General features: G+C 54.6%; 19 protein-coding genes. 13 read left to right on the top strand and 6 right to left on the bottom strand.

The features are described 5' to 3' along the window. Nucleotides 1-58: 58 nt before the first annotated feature. Nucleotides 59-2836 carry a flavocytochrome c gene (locus AAIE02_RS01215; protein ID WP_498531832.1) on the bottom strand — a complete coding sequence of 926 codons (2778 nt, stop codon included), beginning with the start codon at nucleotides 2834-2836 and terminating at the stop codon, nucleotides 59-61. Nucleotides 2837-3482: 646 nt separating this feature from the next. On the opposite strand from AAIE02_RS01215, the gene AAIE02_RS01210 reads away from it, so the two are divergent. Further along, nucleotides 3483-4994 (top strand): anion permease, encoded by a 1512-nt coding sequence (locus AAIE02_RS01210; RefSeq protein WP_166876093.1) that lies wholly within the window; start codon nucleotides 3483-3485, stop codon nucleotides 4992-4994. A 47-nt stretch (nucleotides 4995-5041) separates the two neighbouring features. Here the strand turns inward: AAIE02_RS01210 and AAIE02_RS01205 are convergent, their stop codons facing one another. Both AAIE02_RS01205 and AAIE02_RS01200 read right to left on the bottom strand, forming a co-directional pair. Then, nucleotides 5042-6361, bottom strand: coding sequence for a J domain-containing protein (locus AAIE02_RS01205; protein WP_166994420.1), 1320 nt, complete (start codon nucleotides 6359-6361; stop codon nucleotides 5042-5044). A 2-nt stretch (nucleotides 6362-6363) separates the two neighbouring features. Beyond that, on the bottom strand, nucleotides 6364-8064 hold the full coding sequence (locus AAIE02_RS01200) for a molecular chaperone HscC (RefSeq protein WP_166994418.1): 1701 nt from the start codon (nucleotides 8062-8064) through the stop codon (nucleotides 6364-6366). Between the two features lie 540 nt (nucleotides 8065-8604). Between AAIE02_RS01200 and cyoA the strand changes: the two genes are divergently transcribed. The 6 genes from cyoA (at nucleotide 8605) to AAIE02_RS01170 (ending at nucleotide 14913) form a co-directional block, all read left to right on the top strand. Continuing rightward, on the top strand, nucleotides 8605-9567 hold the full coding sequence (gene cyoA, locus AAIE02_RS01195) for a cytochrome o ubiquinol oxidase subunit II (protein WP_498531831.1): 963 nt from the start codon (nucleotides 8605-8607) through the stop codon (nucleotides 9565-9567). A 19-nt stretch (nucleotides 9568-9586) separates the two neighbouring features. Beyond that, entirely contained in the window at nucleotides 9587-11578 is a 1992-nt protein-coding gene (gene cyoB / locus AAIE02_RS01190; RefSeq protein WP_166994416.1) for a cytochrome o ubiquinol oxidase subunit I, read from the top strand. Beyond that, on the top strand, nucleotides 11568-12176 hold the full coding sequence (locus tag AAIE02_RS01185; RefSeq protein WP_008454595.1) for a cytochrome o ubiquinol oxidase subunit III: 609 nt from the start codon (nucleotides 11568-11570) through the stop codon (nucleotides 12174-12176). The genes cyoB and AAIE02_RS01185 overlap by 11 nt, the downstream gene beginning before the upstream one ends. Further along, entirely contained in the window at nucleotides 12176-12505 is a 330-nt protein-coding gene (locus tag AAIE02_RS01180; protein WP_008454594.1) for a cytochrome o ubiquinol oxidase subunit IV, read from the top strand. Before AAIE02_RS01185 ends, AAIE02_RS01180 begins: the two co-directional genes overlap by 1 nt. Nucleotides 12506-12516: 11 nt before the next feature. Then, nucleotides 12517-13404, top strand: coding sequence for a heme o synthase (gene cyoE / locus AAIE02_RS01175; protein WP_008454592.1), 888 nt, complete (start codon nucleotides 12517-12519; stop codon nucleotides 13402-13404). Between the two features lie 147 nt (nucleotides 13405-13551). Then, nucleotides 13552-14913: an MFS transporter gene (locus AAIE02_RS01170; RefSeq protein WP_166876106.1), complete on the top strand. Its 1362-nt coding sequence runs from the start codon at nucleotides 13552-13554 to the stop codon at nucleotides 14911-14913. Between the two features lie 69 nt (nucleotides 14914-14982). Here AAIE02_RS01170 and AAIE02_RS01165 read toward each other — a convergent pair whose 3' ends face one another. Further along, a complete protein-coding gene (locus AAIE02_RS01165; protein WP_008454581.1) occupies nucleotides 14983-15474 on the bottom strand; it encodes a YajQ family cyclic di-GMP-binding protein in 492 nt (163 codons plus the stop codon). 141 nt (nucleotides 15475-15615) lie between these two features. Between AAIE02_RS01165 and panE the strand changes: the two genes are divergently transcribed. Together panE and yajL are read left to right on the top strand one after the other, a co-directional pair. Next, entirely contained in the window at nucleotides 15616-16533 is a 918-nt protein-coding gene (gene panE / locus AAIE02_RS01160) for a 2-dehydropantoate 2-reductase (protein ID WP_498531830.1), read from the top strand. Next, nucleotides 16493-17089, top strand: a complete 597-nt coding sequence (yajL, locus tag AAIE02_RS01155) for a protein deglycase YajL (RefSeq protein WP_008454578.1) — start codon at nucleotides 16493-16495, stop codon at nucleotides 17087-17089. Before panE ends, yajL begins: the two co-directional genes overlap by 41 nt. Before the next feature lie 80 nt (nucleotides 17090-17169). Here the strand turns inward: yajL and AAIE02_RS01150 are convergent, their stop codons facing one another. Together AAIE02_RS01150 and thiI are read right to left on the bottom strand one after the other, a co-directional pair. Further along, nucleotides 17170-18312, bottom strand: a complete 1143-nt coding sequence (locus AAIE02_RS01150) for an IS481 family transposase (RefSeq protein WP_498532642.1) — start codon at nucleotides 18310-18312, stop codon at nucleotides 17170-17172. Between the two features lie 205 nt (nucleotides 18313-18517). Then, nucleotides 18518-19966: a tRNA uracil 4-sulfurtransferase ThiI gene (thiI, locus tag AAIE02_RS01145; RefSeq protein WP_008454575.1), complete on the bottom strand. Its 1449-nt coding sequence runs from the start codon at nucleotides 19964-19966 to the stop codon at nucleotides 18518-18520. A gap of 221 nt (nucleotides 19967-20187) precedes the next feature. Here thiI and xseB point away from each other — a divergent pair, with 221 nt between their 5' ends. The 4 genes from xseB to AAIE02_RS01125 all read left to right on the top strand — a co-directional run bounded on the left by xseB (nucleotide 20188) and on the right by AAIE02_RS01125 (nucleotide 24377). Continuing rightward, a complete protein-coding gene (gene xseB / locus AAIE02_RS01140) occupies nucleotides 20188-20430 on the top strand; it encodes an exodeoxyribonuclease VII small subunit (protein ID WP_039290760.1) in 243 nt (80 codons plus the stop codon). Between the two features lies 1 nt (nucleotide 20431). Further along, nucleotides 20432-21331, top strand: coding sequence for a (2E,6E)-farnesyl diphosphate synthase (ispA, locus tag AAIE02_RS01135; RefSeq protein WP_336982998.1), 900 nt, complete (start codon nucleotides 20432-20434; stop codon nucleotides 21329-21331). Nucleotides 21332-21360: 29 nt separating this feature from the next. Continuing rightward, on the top strand, nucleotides 21361-23223 hold the full coding sequence (gene dxs, locus AAIE02_RS01130; protein ID WP_498531829.1) for a 1-deoxy-D-xylulose-5-phosphate synthase: 1863 nt from the start codon (nucleotides 21361-21363) through the stop codon (nucleotides 23221-23223). A 179-nt stretch (nucleotides 23224-23402) separates the two neighbouring features. Further along, nucleotides 23403-24377 carry an aldo/keto reductase gene (locus tag AAIE02_RS01125; protein WP_498531828.1) on the top strand — a complete coding sequence of 325 codons (975 nt, stop codon included), beginning with the start codon at nucleotides 23403-23405 and terminating at the stop codon, nucleotides 24375-24377. Nucleotides 24378-24461: the final 84 nt, after the last annotated feature.

The following is a 24461-nucleotide window of genomic DNA, read 5'->3' as shown; positions in this document are numbered from 1 at the left end:
GGATAAACGCCCGGTCTGAGAAAGCCGGCAAGGTCACCCTGCCGGCTTTTTTATCGCCTTAAGCCAGCGCGTGTGCTGCCGCGTTTTGCCCGGCAAGTGTACCAAAGATGATGATATCGGCGACGGCGTTGCCGCCGATGCGGTTTGCACCGTGAATGCCGCCCACCACTTCACCTGCGGCCCAGACGCCCTGAATCACCTGATGCTGTTCGGTTACCACTTCTGCGCTGGTGTTAATGGTGACACCGCCCATCGTGTGGTGAACCCCTGGCGCAATGCGGATCGCGTAGTATGGCCCGGTGTCCAGTGGGAAACGCATCCCGGTGGTACGCCCAAAGTCTTCGTCCTTTTTCTGCTTCACAAAGCCGTTGTAGCGATCCAGCGTTTGCTGCACCGCGTGCGCATCCATATTCAGCTTCACCGCCAGCTCTTCCGCCGTTGGGGCGCTGATCACAAACCCACGGGCAATATATTCATCCGCCGCTTTGTTGTTCTGGCGTACCTGCTCATCAAACAGGATCCAGGCACTTTTCTCCGGCAGAGCGATAATCTCTGCGGAAACCTTGTCACGGGTTTCCAGCTCATTGAAGAAGCGCTGCCCTTCCTGACTGACCAGAATAGCCCCTCCGCCGCGAATGGACTCGGAGATCAGATAAGAAGTCGTTTGCTCCACGGTCGGGTGGATCTGGATCTGATCCATGTCCACCGTACCGGCGCCGATCTTCTCCAGCAGGGCAATACCGCTCCCGGTCGCACCTTTATGGTTGGTGGTCACAAAACCTTTCAGCTCAGGGCGGTAGTGAACCACCATTTTACGGTTGGCGCTGAAGCCACCGGTAGCCACAACCACGCTTTTCGCCAGCAGAATATGGTGTTCGTTATATTCGTTCGCGACCTTAACCCCGGTTACCACGCCGTTTTCATGCAGAATCTCTTCCACGGTGGTATCCAGCAGTACGTCGATACTGCGCTGGTTGACGTTGTTGACCAGGCCGCTTATCAGGAAGCCACCAACGGCCGAGCGGTCTGCCGGGCGGTGTGTACGGTCAATGCTCATCCCGCCGGTGATGGTAATGTCGTTCAGGACGATATCCAGGCTTGCCAGCCAGTCAATGGCGCCTGGCGCGCGCTCGACGAACTCTTTCAGCAGCTCGGTATTGTTTCTGAATTTACCGCCTTTCAGCGTCTCATCGTAGAACAGCTCTTTGCTGTCTTTGATGCCCTTCATCGCCTGGAAGCGCGTTTCCGCGGCGTTCATGCCCACGGAGGCTTTGATGGTGTTGCCGCCGATGGTTGGCATCTTCTCGATGATCACCACGCGGGCACCGGCATCGGAAGCACGAATAGCCGCCGCCAGGCCTGCACCGCCGCTGCCGATCACCGCCACATCGTAGCTTTGAGGTGCATCCGGGTTGCCGCCTTCTTCAATCACATGTTCTTTGCTGGAGGTGGTCATCGCGCGGGAGACCGCTTTCTTCAGGGCCTCACTTTGTGCCGTTGCTCCGGTCACCGCATCCACATACGGGCTGTTGGCCACCAGCATACGCGAGCGCAAAATTTCGAAACTTGGGGTGAAATCGACATCCACCGAATCGTCCTGCACCAGAGTAATGTCGGTGATACGGTCAGTGTCGAGCGTGACGCTGATTTTGAGCTTGAGCGCTTCGGCCTCCACTTTTTCCTGGAAGACCCCGGCTTTGTATTTGCGGCCAGTGGTGCTGGTGTCGCGGATCATGGCATCGACCAGCGAGAAGCGCCACAGCGGCTCAGGGATCAGCAGCTCTTCACGCTTGGTGCTGTCAATGAACAGATCCAGCGTTTCATTTTTTAGAATGCGATCGGCCCAGTCCGGGTAGGCAATACAGGCTTTCCCGACGGCAATCAGGTCGTACCCGAGGCCCAGCGCTTCTTCGGCATCAGTGCGATTAACGACCCCACCCACCCCGATAACCGGCACTTTCGCCAGCGTTTCAGACCGCATCGCCAGATACTTGTTGATCAACATGGTCGGATCTTTGGTATCGACGATCGACGCACGCTTGAAGTAGCCCACGGAGAAGTGCACGTAATCAACGCCCCTTTCCGCCAGCTTTTCCAGCAGGTACATGGTGTCATCGAAGCGGATGCCCGGCACCTCAATCTCTTCCGGCGAGAAACGGTAGCCGATAATAAAGGAAGCATCGGCGAAGCGGCTGGCCATTTTGTGGGTGATTTCGAGCACTTCCAGCGGGAACCTGGCGCGGTTGTCGCGGCTGCCGCCCCACTTATCGTCACGCTGGTTAGAGTTTGGCGAATAGAACTGCTGAATCAGGTAAGTGTTTGCGCCGTGGATCTCCACGCCGTCGAATCCGGCTTTGATTGCACGGTTCACGGCATCGCCAAACTTGGTGATCATCACATCCACTTCTTCGGCAGTCAGGGCTTCTGGCGTGGTGGCCCCTTCACGCGGTGCGGCAATGGCGCTCGGCGCGACGGGCTTCTTGCCGCCAATCAGCTCCGGCTCAACCATTCGGCCGCCGTGATAAATCTGCAGAATGGCTTTAGAGCCGCGGGATTTAATCGCGCTGGCAATTCGCGCCAGGCCAGGAATTTTGTTGTCACTGTCGATAGCCAGAGCACCGGGGAAAGCGGGGCCTTTAGGATCGATAAAGCAGCATTCGACGATAACGGTGCCGATGGTGCCCGCGCGTTCGCGGTAATACTCAACCAAATCGCTGGGCACGCTGCCGTCGTAAAAACCGGTACAGGTGGTCATCGGCGCCATGATCAGGCGGTTTTTCAGCACCGCACCGTTGGGCAAGGTGAGTGGCTTCAGGATCGGAGTTTTGGAGTTCATTCTTTATCATTCCAGCAGGTGAGGTCGACATTGTCCGGCACTCAATGAATAGCCCCGGCAGGCAACACAATTATCAGGGAGTAACGTAATTTGAATTAGAGAACAGAAACGGCAATTTTGCGGAATATATTTTTCGAATGTTAGTCAACGCCTTAAAAAAAGCAAATACAAATAATAACCATAAATAACAAAAGGTTTTATATCACTTTGCTTCTACTGAATAGTCGATGGCAATCAGCGAAGCGGCTTATTTACATCAGGTTACGATTTGATCTTTAACCACTTAAAGACTATGGATATAAATGAAGCGGATTTTTTTAGTTAAATAAAATCGTTGGCTTTTTGCTATACAGAAACCAAAATCAAATACCTGACACGGCCAGCAGGAGCGCAAAAGAAGGGATAATCTCCCATTGTTTCAGTATGATGAAGGATTCGAGAAACAATCGCTTATCACTCAATAAATATGAGGTTAAACGGAGGCAGGGAGCAGGTGCGATGGGCGGTCAGATTTGCACCGGTTAAAAAAACTATCATGAATGTATAAAATTCTGCCTATAAAAGATGAGGTGGAAATAAAAGTCGGGAAACAGGTTTTGCAGGGAATATTAATCGAATTCATCATGATAACTTTAAGGCACAGGCTATGACTAACACCTCACCAATAAGCGCGACAGCGAAAGCATCGCCCCCGGATGCGGGGAATAAAAAGCGCTTGATATTGCTATTTTTACCTATCCTTATCAGCATCATTATATTACTGCTTCCGGTTCCGGCCGGATTAGAGCCCTACGCATGGCACTTCTTCGCCATCTTCGTCGGGGTGATTGTCGGGCTTATCTTCGAACCCTTACCAGGCGCAGTTATCGGGCTGACAGGCATCGTGGTTATCGCGCTGTTCAGCCAGTGGCTATTGTTTAGCCCGGCCGAGCTGGCAGACCCTAAATTTAAGCTGGCGAGCCAGTCCTTCCAGTGGGCGGTCAGCGGCTTTAGCAACTCCACCGTTTGGCTGATCTTCGGCGCCTTTATGTTTGCCGCCGGCTACGACAAAACGCAGTTTGGCCGCCGTCTGGCGCTGATCCTGGTGAAATACCTGGGCCGACGCAGCCTGACGCTGGGTTACGCGATCACCTTCGCCGACCTGCTTCTCGCCCCGTTCACTCCGTCTAACACCGCGCGCAGTGGGGGCACGATTTACCCGATTATTGCTAACCTGCCGCCGCTGTATGGCTCTCTGCCCAATGACCCAAGCTCGCGCAGAATTGGCTCTTACCTGATGTGGGTGGCGATCAGCGCCGCCTGTATCACCAGCTCGATGTTCCTCTCCGCGCTGGCACCGAACCTGCTGGCGCTGGCGCTGGTGAAAAGCATCATCGGCTTTGAGATCTCCTGGGGCATGTGGTTCCTGGCCTTCCTGCCACTGGGCGTGCTGCTGATCCTCACCATGCCGCTGCTGGCTTACTGGTTCTATCCGCCGGAAGTGAAGGTGAATGACGAAGTGCCGAAATGGGCTGCCGCAGAGCTGGAAAAACTGGGCAAACTGTCGCGCAACGAAATCCTGCTGCTGCTGTTTGTCTGTAGCGCCCTGCTGATGTGGATTTTTGCCGCCGCATGGATTGAGCCTGCCATGGCCGCTCTGCTGGTTATTATTCTGATGCTGTGGACCGGCGTGCTGAACTGGAACGACATTATCAGCAATAAACCGGCCTGGAATACCTTTGCCTGGTTTGCCACCCTGGTGGCGCTGGCCGATGGCCTCGCTCGCGTGGGCTTTATTGCCTGGCTGGGTAAAGAAGGTGCCGCGCTGCTGCACGGCTTCGACCCGCAGGTGTCGGCGGTGATGCTGCTGGTGGCGTTCTACCTGCTGCACTATCTATTTGCCAGCACCACGGCGCACACCACCGCCCTGCTGCCGGCCACGCTGACCATCGCCGCATCCATTCCGGGTATCAATATGCCTGTCTTCTGCCTGATGATGGTGACTTCACTCGGCGTGATGGGGATCATCACCCCTTACGGCACCGGTCCAAGCCCGATTTACTACGGCAGCGGCTACCTGCCAACCAAAGATTACTGGCGAATGGGTACCATCTTTGGCGCTATCTTCCTCTGTTCGCTGATGCTTATCAGCTACCCGTGGATGGTGCTGATGTTCTGATGCACAACGTTTGATGCAAAAGCCCCCGGCATAAACCGGGGGCTTTTTTATTTTATGAAGTAAACCATTTCGATGGTGATGCCATAAAGCATAGGCAGCAATATCATGCCCAATAGATTCACCAGGGGAGGAAGTTGACGGATAAATAAAACCGGGAACATCAGGACAACAACCACAATCCTGACAGGTAAGTTACGCCAGTCGCCACGTCTTTGCCAAAGCGCCCATCCCACCGGGATAACAAGGAAGAGCAGGATAACCAGCGCCCGCATCGTTATGACATCTTTTCCCTGCCATGCGCTCGCTCCACGCCATGCGCTATAAAATGCCATCGCAAGAAGCAGCCACGATGCCAGCCAGAAAACAGTATGGACGCATTTGCTTGCCGCTCCTCCGGATTTAAATCGGCGTTCAAGAAACGGATATCCCCAGAGAAAAGTCGCCACTACGGCCAGCATGACGCCTGACTGAAACGCGGCTTTCGGTGACTCATGGCCCGTTAGCCAGGCCGTATACCCCCAGAAAACTACGGCAATGATGGCTCCCCAGCTTAGCGCCAGGGTTGGTTTTTGCAGCACCTCAAGGAGTGAAGGATTAAGGCGCTCCAACAATGCGGGCGACTGCTGGCGTAATTCCCCCACCTGCTTCGCCAGCTGCGACAGCAGATCGGGAACCAGCCTTACCCACCCTGGAATCGCCATCCCTTTTTCCGTCAGCAGCCGCCATTTCAACTGAGCATAACGATTGCCTCCATATTGCCTGGCCAGATACTGCCAGTAGTTCTCCCGGTTAGTTATCGCAATCTGCTGTTCGAGGGCATGTACCAGCCAGTCAGGAAGTTGAGAGGAGCGGTAGCTGTCAATCTGCCAGTCCATCACCGCAGAGACTTCATTTAACAGGCTGCGGTTAAGCCACTTCTGCTCGCTTAGTGCTTCGGCGAGCATCAGGCTAAACACGTGTCGGGCTTCAAGTGCATCGGGGATTTCATTATCAAGGTAACGATGCAGCGTCCCCAATCCTTCAAGTTCATCCCTGATTAACAGAGTCGAAACTGACTGCGCCTGTTCCCAGAGTTCATTTTTGCTCCAGAGTGTTTGTGGCTGAGAGGTCTGCTCCTGCATCAGTTCCCGAACATAATCCATCATCGGCGTAGGTTCAGGTTTACCCGGGAAATGCTCATCTTCGTCGTTCAGAACAACCGTCGAACTGGCATAGCGTTTGGCGCTATCAAACGCCTCGCGCAACGCCTGAAACCCCTTCGGGTCTTTGTCCGGCCGCCGTAGCTTTAGCTCCCGGGCATAAGCCCGACGAATTTCGCTTTCATCTCTTGTAGGCTCAATGCCCAGCACATCCCATATCGTCGCCATCTTTACAGTCCGTCGTTAAGCTGGTCTAACACCCGACGCAGGTCGTCCCGCGCGGCAGCAATAACACGCAGATCCTGGCGGTCCAGCGCCTGTTCAAACTGCGTCGCATAATGATCGATAATCTGGCGTCTGTCTCCCAGCGTCTGCTCATAGCGTTTTGCCGCTTCGGCAGCCAATTGGCGATTTTCAGGCACGTCCCGGGGATGTTGTTTGAGCGCGTCCAGCTGTTTTAAGCGGTTTGCAATATCCTCAGCGCTGAGCATGCCCGGCGATTTCTCGATCACCATTGTGGACGCGGTTTGCTCGCCGCTGACTCTGCATTCCACTTCCAGGATGCCGTCAAGGGTATAGGTGAAACGCACGTCCACGCTAACTTCCCCCGCTTTGCGCGGCGGGATCTGAATCGACATGCTGTCCAGGCGCAGGTTGTCGCTGACTTTGCGGGATTCTCCCTGATAAACCTCAATATCTATCTTGCGCTGGTTATCATTCATGGTGCTGAAGGTCTGCATCACGCTAACCGGCACGAAGGCGTTGCGCTCAATCAGCGGCGAGAAAAAGCCTTCTTCTATTTTGTCCCCGTGCCGGCGGGCCACTTCGATCCCCAATGAATAAGGCATCACATCGGTGAGCACCACGTCGTCCAGCGCTTTGTCTTCCGCTATAAGTCCGGCCTGAACGCCGGCGCCCAGCGCCACCACTTCGTCAGGATTCAGTTCATTACGAGGGAAGCGACCAAACATGCGGGTCACTAGTTGGCGAACCAGCGGCATACGGGTTGCGCCGCCCACCAAAATAACGTGGTCGAGTTGCGCAACGTCAAATTGCGCATCCTGTAACGCCTGAACCACCGGTTTTTTCAGGCGGGACAGCAGCCCACTGCAACATTCCTGGAAAGCCTCTTCGGTCATATCCCAGCCGTATTCCTCACCACCGCAAGTCAGTTTCGCAGTGGCTTTTTCCTGATTGCTGAGCTGGCGTTTTAACGATTCCGCCTGGCGGGTCAGTTCTGCGGCAAACGCCGGGTCATCAAGCGTTAGCTGGGGATAGTGGCTTAGCATCCACTGGCGGATTGCTTCGGTAAAATCATCGCCCCCCAGCCAGGCATCGCCGCTGCTGGCGCGCACCTCTATGACGCCTTCAAACATATCGACGATGGAGACATCAAACGTTCCACCGCCTAAGTCGAAGACCAGGAATTTTTGCTCACGGCTGTCGGCCAGTCCGTAGGCCAGCGCGGCTGCGGTGGGCTCATTAAGAAGGCGCTCAACGTCCAGGCCGGCCATCTGCCCGGCAGCTTTCACCGCTTTACGCTGGGTATCGTTGAAGTAAGCCGGTACGGTAATGGCCGCACGCGTGACGCTGCAGCCAAGCGTAACTTCGGCATCCGCTTTTAATTTTCTCAGCACTAACGCGGCAAGCTCTTCAGCACGAAATGACTGCTGGCCAAGAGTGAAGGTTTTATCGGTGCCCATATAACGCTTGAAACTGGCGACAGTGAGATGAGGATGACTAACCAGTCGGGCCTTTGCCGCCTCGCCAACCAGCAGATGCCCATCGTCATCCAGCCCGACAACGGAAGGGGTTAAACGCTCACCGCGGCGGCCCAAAATTAACGTTGTCCCCGCAGCACCAAACCAGGCCACGGCGCTATTGGATGTGCCGAGATCGATACCAATAATGGGTGAAATATCTCCTGCCATGATCTTATCCCTGATTATAAAGTGGCTACTTAACGCCCTTAACCCTGTCGTTTTCACCTGCTTTGTGATTAAGAAAATGTAATTAATACCGGATAGTTACTTTTTTTGTCTATTAATTACCCAGGCCATAAAGTGTTACCGTCGAGGACTATTTATCGTAATTAAATACAGTTTTCTTTAATTACTTTGTTCAATAAGCATTAAAAGATTATCCTTAACGATTCAGCCCGGTGAGAAATTAATATTTGTTGGAAACATGTGACAAATGCTGCCGCATTGTTAATTAAATGTATTTTAATTTGACTGGTTATACTCATTTCCCCGGACTATTTCCGCCAACATAGGTTTTCGTTATAACCTGCGGAGCCCGCGCACCAACGCTAGATTTTACAGTTTGTTGCATTCTGTGTGACATCGTAGGCAGAACCCGGTAACACCCTACTGACACTGCGCCATTCATGTTTACAGTAATGTAACCTTCCCGTAAAATGCCGGCACACTTTAAACGACAATAGAGCTCCCTGGAATTGAGGTCGTTAAATGAGACTCAGGAAATACAATAAAAGTTTGGGATGGTTGTCATTAATCGCAGGCGCTTTTTTACTCAGTGGCTGTGATTCTGCACTCCTGGATCCCAAAGGACAGATCGGACTGGAACAACGTTCACTGATACTGACGGCCATCGGCCTGATGTTGATTGTCGTTATCCCTGCAATTGCAATGGCTATCGGTTTTGCCTGGAAGTATCGGGCATCCAACAAAGACGCCAAATACAGCCCTAACTGGTCGCACTCGAACAAAGTGGAAGCTGTAGTCTGGACGATTCCTATCCTTATCGTTATCTTCCTCGCGGTACTGACCTGGAAAACCACTCACTCTCTTGAACCTAGCCGCCCGCTGGAACATGAAGCGAAGCCGGTGACCATCGAAGTTATCGCCATGGACTGGAAATGGTTCTTCATCTATCCGGAGCAGGGTATCGCTACGGTGAATGAAATCGCCTTCCCGGCCAATACCCCAGTGGAATTCAAAATCACCTCTAACTCGGTGATGAACTCCTTCTTTATTCCGCGCCTGGGTAGCCAAATCTACGCAATGGCAGGTATGCAGACCAAACTGCACCTGATTGCCGATGAAGCCGGCACCTACGGCGGTATTTCGTCAAACTACAGCGGTAAAGGTTTCTCCGGCATGAAGTTCAAGGCTATCGCCACGCCGGACATGGACACCTTTAACCAATGGGTTGCTAAAGCGAAACAGTCTCCTGAAGTCATGAACGATATGGCGACCTACGAGAAACTGGCCGCGCCAAGCGAATACAACAAAGTCGAATACTTCTCCAGTGTTAAACCTGATTTGTTTAAAGACGTGATTAACAAATTTATGGGACACGGGAGCATGCACATGACCAAGCCGGAAGGTGAACAGGCTTCCCATGACGATATGAAAGGCATGGAAGGTATGGAAGGCATGGACATGAGTCACGCGGAAACCTCTCACTAAGGGGCCGAGGAATAATACGATGTTCGGAAAACTTACACTGGATGCAATCCCGTACCATGAGCCAATTGTCATGGTTACGGTTGCGGCAATCATCGTCGGGGGACTGGCGCTGCTTGCGGCTATCACTTACTTCGGTAAGTGGGAATATTTATGGAAAGAGTGGCTAACCTCCGTTGACCACAAACGCCTCGGCGTGATGTACATTATCGTCGCTATCGTCATGCTGCTGCGCGGCTTTGCCGATGCGGTAATGATGCGTAGCCAGCAGGTACTGGCCTCCGCCGGCGAAGCAGGCTTCCTGCCGCCTCACCACTACGATCAGATCTTTACCGCCCACGGCGTTATCATGATCTTCTTCGTAGCGATGCCATTTGTTATCGGCCTGATGAACATCGTTGTGCCTTTACAGATTGGCGCGCGTGACGTTGCCTTCCCATTCCTGAACAACCTGAGCTTCTGGTTCACCGTTGTCGGCGTGGTGCTGGTTAACCTGTCACTGGGCGTGGGCGAATTCGCTCAGACCGGCTGGGTGGCTTATCCACCGCTATCGGGGATTGAGTACAGTCCGGGCGTCGGGGTCGATTACTGGATCTGGAGTCTCCAGCTGTCCGGTATCGGTACGACACTGACAGGTATTAACTTCTTTGTGACCATTCTGAACATGCGTACCCCGGGTATGACCATGTTCAAAATGCCGGTGTTCACCTGGGCTTCGCTGTGTACTAACGTACTGATTATCGCCGCGTTCCCAATCTTCACCGTGACCGTCGCGCTGCTGACCCTTGACCGCTACCTTGGCACCCATTTCTTTACCAACGATATGGGTGGCAACATGATGATGTACATCAACCTCATCTGGGCATGGGGCCACCCGGAAGTTTATATCCTGGTGCTGCCGGTGTTTGGTGTGTTCTCTGAGGTGGTTGCAACCTTCTCTAAAAAGCGTCTGTTCGGTTACACCTCCCTGGTGTGGGCGACCATCGCGATTACCGTGCTGTCGTTCATCGTTTGGCTGCACCACTTCTTCACCATGGGCAGCGGGGCGAACGTAAACGCCTTCTTCGGTATTGCCACCATGATTATCGCCATCCCGACCGGGGTGAAGATCTTCAACTGGCTGTTCACCATGTATCAGGGCCGCATCGTCTTTAACTCCGCGATGCTGTGGACCACTGGCTTCATCGTCACCTTCTCTATCGGTGGGATGACCGGTGTTCTGCTGGCGGTGCCGGGCGCGGACTTCGTGCTGCACAACAGCCTGTTCCTGATTGCACACTTCCACAACGTTATCATCGGCGGCGTGGTCTTCGGTTGCTTCGCAGGTCTGACCTACTGGTGGCCAAAAGCGTTCGGCTTCACGCTGAACGAAACCTGGGGCAAACGCGCCTTCTGGTTCTGGATTATCGGTTTCTTCGTGGCATTTATGCCGCTGTACGTGCTGGGCTTCATGGGCATGACCCGTCGTCTGAGCCAGCAGATCGATCCACAGTTCCACACCCTGCTGGTTGTTGCAGCCTGTGGTGCGGCGCTGATCGCTCTGGGCATTCTGTGCCAGCTGATTCAGTTCTACGTTTCTATCCGTGACCGCGAGCAGAACCGCGATCTGACCGGTGACCCATGGGGTGGCCGTACGCTGGAGTGGGCAACGTCTTCCCCACCTCCGTTCTATAACTTCGCCCACCTGCCGCACGTTCACGAGCGTGATGCATTCTGGGAGATGAAAGAGAAAGGTGAAGCGTACAAGCAGCCTGCGCACTATGAAGAGATTCATATGCCGCGTAACAGCGCAGCCGGTATCATCATCGCTGCATTCAGCACCGTGTTTGGCTTTGCCATGATCTGGCACATCTGGTGGCTGGCGATTGTTGGCTTTGCCGGCATCGTTATCACCTGGATTGCGAAAAGCTTCGACGAAGATGTGGATTACTATGTTCCGGTGGCTGAAGTCGAAAAACTGGAAAATCAGCATTTCGAAGAACTCACCAAAGCAGGGCTGAAAAATGGCAACTGAGACTGTAAATAACGCCCACGCCGCGGAGCACGGGCACCACGATGCGGGAACCAATAAGGTCTTTGGTTTCTGGATCTACCTGATGAGCGACTGCATTCTGTTCTGTTGCTTGTTCGCGACCTATGCCGTTCTGGTGAACGGCACCGCAGGTGGCCCGGCAGGGAAAGACATCTTCGAGCTGCCGTTCGTGGCCGTTGAAACTGCCCTGCTGCTGGTGAGCTCCATCACCTACGGCATGGCGATTATCGCCATGAATAAAGGCAACAAAAGCCAGGTTATCTCCTGGCTGGCGCTGACCTTCCTGTGCGGTGCAGGCTTCGTTGGGATGGAAATCTATGAATTCCATCACCTGATCAAAGAAGGCTTCGGCCCGGATCGCAGCGGCTTCCTGTCAGCGTTCTTCGCGCTGGTCGGTACCCACGGTCTGCACGTCACTTCCGGTCTGGTGTGGATGGCATTCATGATGATTCATGTTTCCCGCCGCGGCCTGACCAGCACCAACCGTGCGCGTCTGATGTGCCTGAGCCTGTTCTGGCACTTCCTTGACGTGGTTTGGATCTGCGTATTCTCTGTAGTCTATCTGATGGGGGCAATGTAATGAGTCATTCAACTGAACATAGCGGCGCCCACCACGGTAGCGTGAAGACCTACATGACAGGTTTTATCCTGTCTATCATCCTGACGGCTATTCCGTTTTGGATTGTAATGGAAGGCACGGCCTCTCACGGCACCATGCTTGCCGTGATCCTGGTGACTGCAGTCGTCCAGATTCTGGTGCACCTCGTGTGCTTCCTGCATCTGAACACCTCGTCGAGTGAGCGCTGGAACCTGGTGGCCTTCGCCTTTACGGTGCTGATTATTGCCATTCTGGTGATTGGCTCGATCTGGATTATGTGGAACCTCAACCTGAACATGATGGTTCACTAAGAGCGGCATGTATGATTAAGCAATACCTGCAAGTAACGAAACCAGGAATTATTTTCGGTAATTTAATTTCTGTCATTGGGGGATTTTTACTGGCCTCGAAGGGCAGCATTAATTACCCGCTGTTCCTCTATACGCTGGTTGGCGTATCACTGGTGGTCGCATCAGGTTGTGTTTACAACAACTTTATCGACCGCGATATCGACCAGAAGATGGAGAGAACGAAAAATCGGGTGCTGGTTAAAGGCCTGATTTCACCGAAAATTTCGCTGGTGTACGCCACCGTGTTGGGTATTGCTGGCTTCATGCTGCTGTGGTTTGGTGCAAATCCGCTGGCGATGTGGCTGGCCGTGATGGGCTTCGTGGTGTATGTCGGGGTGTATAGCCTCTACATGAAACGCCACTCGGTCTACGGCACGCTCATCGGCAGCTTGTCCGGTGCGGCTCCTCCGGTTATCGGCTACTGCGCCGTGACCAACGAGTTCGACACCGGCGCCGCTATCCTGCTGGCTATCTTTAGCCTGTGGCAGATGCCGCACTCCTATGCGATTGCCATCTTCCGCTTTAAAGATTACCAGGCCGCCAATATTCCGGTTCTGCCGGTGGTAAAAGGCATTTCCGTCGCCAAGAACCACATCACGCTGTACATCATCGCTTTTGCGGTGGCGACGCTGATGCTTTCTCTGGGCGGCTATGCCGGATACAAATATCTGATCGTCGCCGCGGCGGTCAGCGTCTGGTGGCTGGGTATGGCGCTGCGGGGCTATAAAGTGGAAGACGATAAGGTCTGGGCGCGCAAGCTGTTCATCTTCTCTATCGTGGCCATTACCTCGCTGAGCGTCATGATGTCGGTCGATTTTATGGTGCCAGACTCACATAATCTGCTGACTTACGTCTGGTAAGTCGCGAAAAGCATAAAAGGGCACCTCGGTGCCCTTTTTTATCAGTATCATCAAAGCACCTGCCCTGTAATATCTGCTAAATAACTAACGATTTACCCTCCCCTGCCCTCGCACTACACTAAGGCCGACTTTTTATCTGAGGTGGTAATGAACGATTACAAAATGACGCCCGTCGAGCTGCGTGCGACGTGGGGTTTAGGCACTGTCTTTTCCCTGCGTATGCTGGGTATGTTTATGGTATTGCCGGTTCTTACCACCTGGGGTATGGCGCTGCAGGGCGCAAGCGAAGCGCTCATCGGCCTGGCAATCGGCATTTATGGCCTGGCGCAAGCCGTCTTCCAGATCCCTTTCGGCCTGCTTTCTGACCGTATTGGCCGCAAGCCGCTTATCGTTGGCGGGCTGGCTATCTTTGTGCTCGGCAGCGTTATTGCCGCCCTGAGCGACTCCATTTGGGGCGTCATTTTAGGCCGTGCGCTGCAGGGCTCTGGCGCAATCGCCGCCGCTGTTATGGCGTTACTCTCCGATCTAACCCGTGAACAGAACCGAACCAAAGCGATGGCCTTTATCGGCGTCAGCTTCGGGGTAACCTTCGCCATCGCGATGGTGCTCGGCCCGATCATTACTCAGGCGCTTGGCCTGCAGGCGCTGTTCTGGATGATTGCCGTCTTAGCCAGCTGCGGCATTCTGATTACGATTTGGCTGGTCCCGAATAGCAAAACGCACGTGCTTAACCGCGAGTCGGGGATGGTCAAAGGCTGCTTCCGCAAAGTGATGATGGAGCCGAAGCTGCTAAAGCTGAATTTCGGCATCATGTGCCTGCATATCATGCTGATGTCCACCTTTGTCGCCCTACCGGGCCAGCTTGAACAGGCGGGCTTTCCAGCGGCTCAGCACTGGAAAGTCTATCTTTGCACCATGCTGATTTCGTTTGTTTCGGTCGTACCCTTCATTATTTATGCCGAAGTTAAACGCCGCATGAAGCACGTCTTTGTCGGCTGCGTGGCGGTACTTTTGATTGCTGAGATCGTGCTTTGGGGCGCGGGCCCGCACTTCTGGGATCTGGTGATTGGCGTGCAGCTGTTCTTCCTCGCCTTTAACCTGATGGAAGCGATTCTGCCTTCGCTTATCAGCAAAGAATCTCCGGCGGGCTACAAAGGCACCGCCATGGGCATCTACTCCACCAGCCAGTTTATCGGCGTAGCCATCGGCGGCTCGCTCGGCGGCTGGCTGAACGGGCTGTTTGATTCGCAAACCGTCTTCCTGGCAGGCGCGGTGCTGGCGATGGTCTGGCTATTCGTCAGCTGGACAATGCAGGAGCCGCCTTACGTCAGCAGCCTGCGCATTGAGCTGCCGGAAAGCAGTGCGAACGACGAACATTTGCGTGAAAGGCTGCTGGCTCAGCCAGGCGTGAGTGAAGCGAACATCATTCCAGAAGAACGCAGCGCGTATGTGAAAATCGACAGCAAGCTGACGAACAGATATGAGATTGAGCAGGTGGTGAAAGGATAGAACATCCCTCACCTGATGCGGTGAGGGATTAAGCAGCATGCCCTCTCATGTTTCAGGAGAGGGCGTGAATCAGTCGCGGAAGTTCTTAAACTGGAACGGCTGCCCCAGATTGCCGCCACGAATCAGCGCCATTACGGCCTGTAAATCATCGCGAGCTTTACCCGTCACGCGGATCTCTTCGCCCTGAATCTGGGTCTGAACCTTCAGCTTGCTGTCTTTAATCAGCTTAATGATTTTCTTCGCAACGCTTGCTTCAATACCCTGTTTCAGCTTAGCTTCCACGCTCCAGGTTTTGCCGCTGTGAACAAACTCTTCAGGCACATCAATAGAGCTGCCTTCGATGCCGCGCTTAAGCAGCTTGGCGCGCAGGATATCCAGCAGCTGGTTTACCTGGAAGTCAGATTCGCTGGCAACTTTGATGGTCTGATTTTTTTCATTCAGTTCAAAGCTTGCCGGCACGTTACGGAAGTCAAAACGGGTCGCCAGCTCGCGCTCGGCGTTCTCTACCGCGTTGTTTACTTCCTGCAGGTCGATTTCAGAAACGATATCAAAAGATGGCATGTGTTTTCTCCCTCTCTGGTTTGCGTTGCATAATACCCGCTGGGCTGCGCAAAACAACCTGTTAAAGAGCCGGGAAGCCGATAACGCTATAATAGAAAGTAAGTTTAGCATTCGCGCAGTGTGCGAATGGGGGAGGCAATAATGAAAATCACCGTGCTGGGTTGCGGTGCGCTGGGTCAGCTCTGGTTGACCGCACTTCACAAGCAAGGGCATGAGCTTCAGGGCTGGCTGCGTGTGCCGCAGCCGTATTGCCACGTCAATCTACTCGATACCACCGATGGCAGCGTCTTTAACGAGTCCTTCACGGCTAACGATCCCGAATTTCTCGCCACCAGCGACCTCCTGCTGGTGACGCTCAAAGCGTGGCAGGTTTCTGATGCCGTGCGCACTTTGTCAGCCCAAATGCCTTCGAGCTGCCCGATATTGTTGCAGCATAACGGGATGGGGACGCTGGATGAGCTAAACGGATTGCCCCAACCTTTGTTGCTCGGATTAACCACTCAGGCCGCGAAAAGAGACGGAAACGTGATTGTGCACGTCGCTTCCGGCATCACTCACGTTGGCCCGGGGAACGCTAAAGCCAGCGACTTTAGCTACCTTGCAGATACACTCCATGCCGCGCTGCCCGATGTGGCCTGGCATAACAATATCCAGCCGGCGAGCTGGAACAAACTCGCGGTAAACTGCGTGATAAACCCGCTGACCGCGCTGTACAACTGCACTAACGGCGAATTGAAGAATCATCTCGATGAGGTGACCAGCATTTGTGAAGAAGTCGCCCAGGTGATGACGCGCGAGGGCCACCACACCTCACCCGAAAACCTGCTGGATTATGTCGGGCAGGTGATAGAAAGCACGGCAGAAAATACCTCATCGATGCTGCAGGACATCCGCCTGGAGCGCCACACGGAAATTGACTATATCACCGGCTACCTGCTGCGCAGAGCGAGAGCTCACGGCGTCCCTGTGCCTGTGAATGCCCGGCTCTATGAGCAGGTTAAACGTAAGGAGAATGAATATGAGCGCACAAGCGCTGGTCTGCCTGGCACCTGGCACTGAAGAGACCGAAGCGGTTACCACTATCGATCTGCTGGTCCGCGCCGGGATCAAGGTGACGACGGCGAGCGTTGCTCCCGATGGCGACCTGAAAATTGTTTGCTCACGCGGCGTGAAATTACTGGCGGATGCACCGCTGGTTGAAGTGGCCGACGGCGATTTTGACATCGTGGTGCTCCCCGGCGGCCTGAAAGGTGCCGAATGCTTCCGCGACAGCCCGCTGCTGGTCGAGACCGTTCGCCAGTTTCATCTGTCAGGCCGCATCGTTGCCGCCATTTGTGCGGCGGCAGGCACTGTTCTGGTCCCGCACGAGCTGTTCCCGATAGGCAACATGACCGGTTTTCCAGGCCTGAAGGACACCATTCCCGAAGGGCAATGGCAGGATAAACGCGTCGTCTGGGACCCACGAGTTAACCTGCTCACCAGCCAGGGGCCAGGAACCGCGATTGATTTTGCACTGAAGATTATCGATTTGCTGGTGAGCCGCGAAAAAGCTCATGAAGTGTCGCAGCAGCTGGTGCTGGCGGCGGGGATTTATAGCTTCAGGGATTATCAGTAAGAACCCCTCACCCTAATCCTCTCCCCATGTACAGTCCGGGGACATGGTAGACAGGTGTTCGCAGACATGGTGAACACTTTTTAACATCCTTTACCCATGGTGATCGACTTATTCTTCAGGTCGATCACCCCCACTTTCGTGCTGTACCACCACACTTCATAACACCCGTCTTCCATCGTCTCTTTCAGTCCCACATATTCTCCTCTGAACGCTTTACCTGCCTTCAGACTGCTGCCCCTGAAGCTCAGCTTTCCGCTGATATCTACCTTCCGTACCTCCACTCCCTCATCGTATTCCGGTGGCTTAACGTCTGCACTGTACTGCCGGGACGATGGCTGATATCGCGAAGCCGGTGCCTTCATCGCGAGGGCCTCGTGGGGCCGCTCCAGGTTATACACCGTCCGCCAGTGATCGAAGGCCCGTTGCAACTGCTGGCTGTCCGTAAACCACTGGCCCTGCAGCACTTCCGCCTTCAGACTGCGGTGAAAACGCTCCAGCTTGCCCTGTGTCTGTGGGTGGTAAGGCCGGGAATGGCTCACCCGGATACTCTGGCGCATCAGCCACAGTTCCAGTGCTGTCCAGGTCCCGGTGATATCTCCCCACGGCGCACCGTTATCCATCGTCATCCTCTCCGGCAGGCCATAGCGTTCAAAGACATTAATCAGTTGGGTCTGCACGGTGACACGGCGTTCATCGGTACAGTGAGCCAGACAGAGTGAAAAGCGGGAATGGTCGTCCAGCAGCGTCAGCGGATGGCTGCGGCCACCGGCAAAGGAAAAGTGGCCCTTAAAATCCATCTGCCAGAGCTGGTTAGGCGCACTGTGTTCATAGCGGCCGGTAGCCGGGATGCCGGGAGGAACACCGGGCAGCAGACCGTGACGGGCCATCAGCTTATGAACGGTACTGAAGGCGGGCAACTGATGCCCGTGGTCTTCAAGCCAGCCCTTAATCTTGCGGGCACCCCAGCGTGGATGTGTGGCATGTGCCATCCGCAGCAGGTCGGTAATGCTGTCGTCGGTTCTTGCGGGGGAAAAGTGTGGTGCACGTGAACGGTCAGCAAGACCGGCAGTGCCGTCCTGTAACCAGCGATGAAGCCACTTGTAGCCAGTGGCAGGAGAAATGCTATAGCGACGGCACAGAAGACGAATGTTCGCCCCGTCCTGCGAGGCGAGCAGAACAAACTCAGAACGTAATGACATGGTATCTCTCGCATCCCACGGCATAAGCGGCTCCATAAACGGGTTCTTATGCCTTAGTTGTAAGTGTCTACCATGTCCCCGAACAAGTGTTCACGATGTCCCCGGACCGTACACCCCAAAGGGGCGAGGGAACCAGAACGGTGTGCTCCCTCTCCTTTTTAGGGACAGAATACTCCGTCTGAATTCTCCCTCTCCCTTCAGGGAGAGGGCCGGGGTGAGGGTCAGTCCTTTATGGGCGGTAAACCTTAATATTCTTAAAGCCCTGCTCGCTCAGATACAGAGCCTGCAGGCGGCTCATCACGCCACGCTCGCACCACAGCAGGTAAGTTTTGCTCTGGTCGAGATCGCCGAACTTAGTGCTCAGCTTGTAGAACGGCAGCGCCACAACCTCAACGCCTTCCAGCGCGAAAGGTTTCTCGTCCACTTCGTCGTTGGAGCGAATATCCAGCAATACCTCGTTGGCGCCAAACGCATTAACCGTTTCGACTTCCACGACGTCCTGCTTCGTCTGGGTCGCAATATCGCGAATATCGATATTGGTCGCCTCGGCAACCACGCGGTCCAGAATCGAGAAGTCAAACTTCTGCTCTTCTTCCTCAATCTTCGCCTTCACAGCTTTCACGGTCGGGCTTTTCGAGATCACACCGCAGTATTCTGGCATGGTGCGAGCGAAATCAGCGGTACCGATTTCACGGGCCAGATCGATAATGTGCTCTTTGTCGTGAGAGATCAGCGGACGCAGGATCAGCGTATCGGAAACGTTGTCGATCAGGCGCAGGTTGGTCAGCGTCTGGCTGGACACCTGGCCTAGCGCTTCGCCGGTCACCAGTGCCTGAACGCCATAGCGTTCGGCAACCTGAGAGGCGGCGCGCACAAACATACGTTTCAGCACGACACCCATCTGCCCGTCTTCCACTTTCTCCAGGATCTCGCCGACTACTGGCTCAAAGTTAATGGCAACAAAACGCACACGGTGAGAGCTGCCGAAGCGGTTCCACAGATAATGTGCCACCTGCTTCACGCCGATTTCATGAGCAGCGCCGCCCAGGTTGAAGAAGCAATAATGCACGCGGCAGCCGCGACGCATCAGCATGTAGCTGGAAACGCCGGAGTCGAAACCACCGGAAATCAGCGACAGTACGTCTTCCTGAGTCCCGATTGGGAAACCGCCGATGCCTTCGTAACGGCCTTTAACCAGCAGCAGGCGATCGTTTTCGATCTCAAGGTTAACCGTCACGTCCGGATCGTTGAGCTTAACGCGCGCGGATTCGATGTGCTGATTCAGGCCGCCGCCAACGTAGCGCTCAACTTCAATGGAGCTAAATTCGTGTTTGCCACGGCGTTTTACGCGCACGCAGAAGCTCTTACCTTCCAGCTTGTCGCGGTACAGCTCCAGCGCCTGCTCAAAGATATTGTGCATGTCGGTGTACGGCACATCTTCAACTTCAAGAATGTGGTGGATACCCGGAATGCGGGTCAGCGCTTCACGAATGGCAATACGCTGGTTTTCATCTTTGGCGCGAACTTCAATGTTGTCCCAGTGGCGAACAACCGCCAGGCTCTCATCGTAGTGTTTTAAAACGTTACGAATATTCCCGGTGAGCATCTTAATAAAGCGTATGCGCACAGATTGGCTCTTGATGGTGATTTCCGGGAACAATTTAATGATAAACTTCATGGCGGTAAGGGTTCGTTTAGTCAGCCGGGCTGGCTGCGCAGCACGCGGGCATAGAAAGAAGTACTTGCAGCGGCGTCATGCCACCTGCATCCGAGGCGCGCAAGTATATCACCATCCCACAAAGACTGCGCACCTTAACCGACTTGCACTAGCTAGCTTGATAATCACATTGACTCCGCTACCATGTCGGCGTCGAATTAAAACAGAGTCAGACATTCACCATGCCGAAAAAAACCGAATCTCCGGCCAGCTTCGAAACCGCACTGGTCGAACTGGAGCAAATAGTTACTCGTCTGGAAAGCGGCGATCTTGCCCTTGAAGAGGCGTTAAACGAATTTGAGCGCGGCGTGCAGCTGGCTCGCCAGGGACAAGTGAAACTCCAGCAGGCAGAGCAGCGCGTACAGATCTTACTGAGCGACAGCGAAGACGCCCCTCTGACTCCCTTTACCCCGGACGCCGAGTAATATGGATTTTAATCAACAGCTTCAGGCCCACGTTGTACGGGTTAACGACGCTATTGCGCGCTTTCTGGCGCCGCTGCCGTTTCAGAACAGTCCACTGGTTGAAGCGATGCACTATGGCGCACTATTGGGCGGTAAACGCCTGCGCCCGTTCCTGGTGTACGCCACCGGCGAAATGTTTGGCGTCGCCGACGAAGCGCTCGACGCGCCTGCTGCGGCAGTGGAATGCATTCACGCCTACTCCCTGATTCACGATGATTTACCGGCCATGGATAACGACGATTTACGTCGTGGGCAGCCGACCTGCCACATAAAATTTGGTGAAGAGAACGCCATTCTGGCCGGAGACGCCCTGCAAACGCTGGCGTTTTCTATACTGAGTGATGCGCCAATGCCCGGCGTTGATATGGCCGATCGCTTAGCCATGGTTTCGGAATTAGCCACCGCCAGCGGTGTGGCTGGTATGTGTGGCGGCCAGGCGCTGGATTTAGAAGCCGAAGGCAAGCAAGTTGACCTGGCTTCCCTGGAACGCATTCACCGTCATAAAACCGGGGCATTGATTCGCGCCGCCGTTCGCCTGGGCGCGCTGAGCGCCGGTGAAGCAGGCCGAAAAGCTCTGCCGATTCTGGACCGCTATGCTGCAAGCATCGGCCTCGCTTTCCAGGTTCAGGATGACATCCTGGACGTTGTCGGCGATACCGCTACGATAGGCAAACGCCAGGGTGCCGACCAGCAGTTAGGCAAAAGTACCTATCCGGCGCTGCTGGGACTTGAACAGGCGCAGGCAAAAGCGCAGGATCTCTATCAGGAAGCACTGCAGGCTCTGGCCGAACTTGCCGAGCTGTCGCTGGACACGGCGGCACTGGAAGCGTTAGCCAACTACATTATCCACCGTGATAAATAACGTATAACAACGATGAGTTTAGATTTCTGATGAGTTTTGATATCGCCAAATACCCGACCCTCGCTCTGGTGGATGCCAGCCCGGATCTGCGAGTGCTGCCTAAAGAGAGCTTACCTAAGCTTTGCGATGAGCTGCGCCGTTACCTGCTCGACAGCGTAAGCCGCTCCAGCGGGCACTTTGCCTCCGGCCTCGGCACGGTCGAACTGACCGTGGCGCTGCACTACGTCTATAACACGCCGTTCGATCAACTCATCTGGGACGTCGGCCACCAGGCCTACCCGCACAAAATTCTGACTGGGCGCCGCGATAAAATTGGCACCATTCGCCAGAAAGGCGGCCTGCATCCGTTCCCATGGCGCGCGGAAAGCGAGTACGACGTGCTGAGCGTGGGCCACTCTTCCACCTCCATTAGCGCGGGTATCGGGATCGCCGTTGCCGCTGAAAAGGAAGGGAAAGACCGGAAAACCGTTTGCGTGATTGGCGATGGCGCAATTACCGCCGGGATGGCCTTCGAAGCGATGAACCATGCCGGCGATATCCGCCCGGACATGCTGGTGGTGCTTAACGACAATGAAATGTCGATTTCCGAGAACGTCGGCGCGCTGAACAACCATCTGGCGCAGCTGCTTTCCGGCAAGCTTTATTCGACACTGCGCGAAGGTGGCAAGAAAGTCTTCTCCGGCGTGCCGCCGATTAAAGAGCTGCTGAAGCGTACCGAAGAACACATCAAAGGCATGGTGGTGCCTGGCACGCTGTTTGAAGAGCTAGGCTTTAACTACATCGGGCCAATTGATGGCCACGACGTGATTGGTCTGGTCAATACGCTGAAGAACATGCGCAGCCTGAAAGGCCCGCAGTTCCTGCATATCATGACTAAAAAAGGACGCGGCTACGCGCCAGCGGAAAAAGATCCGATCAGTTTCCACGCGGTGCCTAAGTTCGATCCGCAGAGCGGGACGCTGCCGAAAAGCACCGGAGGCCTGCCAAGTTACTCGAAGATTTTCGGCAACTGGCTGTGCGAAACCGCAGCCCACGATGACAAGCTGATGGCAATTACACCTGCCATGCGTGAAGGCTCCGGCATGGTGGAATTCTCGCGCCAGTATCCTGACCAGTACTTTGATGTGGCGATTGCCGAGCAGCACGCAGTGACCTTCGCGGCGGGCCTGGCGATTGGTGGCTATAAGCCAGTGGTTGCGATCTATTCCACCTTCCTGCAGCGCGCTTACGACCAGGTGATTCATGACGTAGCGATTCAGAAGCTACCGGTGATGTTTGCCATCGATCGCGCAGGCATTGTCGGCGCTGACGGCCAGACGCACCAGGGCGCTTTTGATATCTCCTTCCTGCGCTGCATCCCGGACATGGTTATCATGACGCCAAGCGACGAAAACGAATGCCGCCAGATGCTGCACACGGGTTACCACTACAGCGCAGGCCCAAGCGCCGTGCGTTACCCGCGTGGGACCGGAACAGGCGCAGAGCTGGAACCGCTCGTGGAGCTGCCGATAGGTAAAGGCGTTGTGAAACGCGAAGGCGAAAAAATTGCGCTGCTCAACTTCGGCACTTTGCTGCCGGAAGCCGCAGCGGTAGCCGAAGCGCTGAATGCCACGCTGGTCGATATGCGTTTTGTTAAGCCACTGGATGAAGCCCTGATTCTGGAACTTGCCGCCAGCCACGACTCTCTGGTGACGATTGAAGAGAACGCCATTATGGGCGGGGCCGGGAGCGGCGTAAACGAAGTGCTGATGGCTCACCGTAAACCGGTTCCGGTGCTTAACCTCGGCCTGCCTGATTTCTTCATTCCTCAGGGCACCCAGGAAGAAGCACGTGAGGCGATTGGCCTTGATGCGGCCGGGATCGAAGCTAAGATTCGGAGCTGGGTGGATTAACTTCATCCGTACACTAAATAATTCAACCCACAGCACAACGGCAAGTGAGCATATCCCGATGAGCTTACTCAGGTAAGTGATTCGGGTATGAGAGCGCCGCCAACACCGCAGTGGTTTGAAGGATGACGTGTACGGCCTGCTATGCTTAATAGATATTCCTACATAGCAGGAGCGATATCATGCAATACAACCCGTTAGGCACCACCGACCTTAGCGTCTCCCGCCTTTGCCTCGGCTGTATGACCTTTGGCGAGCCGGACCGCGGCAGCCATGCCTGGACGCTTCCCGAAGAGAGCAGCCGGGAAATAATCCGCCGCGCGCTGGAAAACGGCATCAATTTCTTCGACACCTCAAATAACTACTCCGACGGCAGCAGCGAAGAGATTTTAGGCCGCGCGCTGCGCGACTTCGCTCGCCGCCAGGACGTTGTGGTTGCCACTAAGGTTTACAACAAAGTTGGCGATCTGCCTCAGGGCCTCTCCCGCCCACAGATCCTGCGTTCGATCGACGAAAGCCTGACACGACTCGGCACCGACTACGTCGATTTGCTACAAATCCACCGCTGGGACTACAGCACGCCTATTGAAGAGACGCTAGAGGCACTTAACGACGTGGTTAAGGCCGGGAAAGCACGTTATATCGGCGCCTCTTCAATGCGCAGCGATCAGTTTGCTCAGGCCCTGACTTTGCAGGCTCAGGCAGGCTGGGCAAGATTCGTTACCATGCAGGATCACTACAACCTGATTTACCGTGAAGAAGAGCTGGAGATGCTCCCGCTGTGCTACAAAGAAAAAATTGCGGTGATCCCCTGGAGCCCGCTCGCACGCGGCAAACTGACTCGTCCATGGGGAGATACCACGGCAAGATCTGTCTCGGATGAAGTGGGCAAATCGCTGTACCAGACCAATAACGAAAACGACGCGCTTATCGCCGAGCGGCTGGCAAATATCGCCGCAGATAAGGGCGTTTCACGCGCGCAGGTAGCGCTGGCCTGGCTGCTTAGCAAACCGGGTATTGCCGCACCAATTATTGGCCCATCAAGGCAGGAACAGCTGGACGACCTGCTTGGTGCGGTAGATTTAACGTTGAAACCCGAGGAGATTGCCGAGCTGGAGACGCCGTATCAACGGCATCCGGTGGCGGGATATAAATAATCGCCCTCGCAGGTTCACTCTTTCGACTTTGGGTTTTGCTCCCTCTCCCTTTTAGGGAGAGGGTTGGGGTGAGGGTCATGACCA

It is taken from the genome of Cedecea sp. Ae19-4 (genome assembly GCF_059801165.1).
This window is presented reverse-complemented; position numbering and strand designations above follow the sequence as displayed.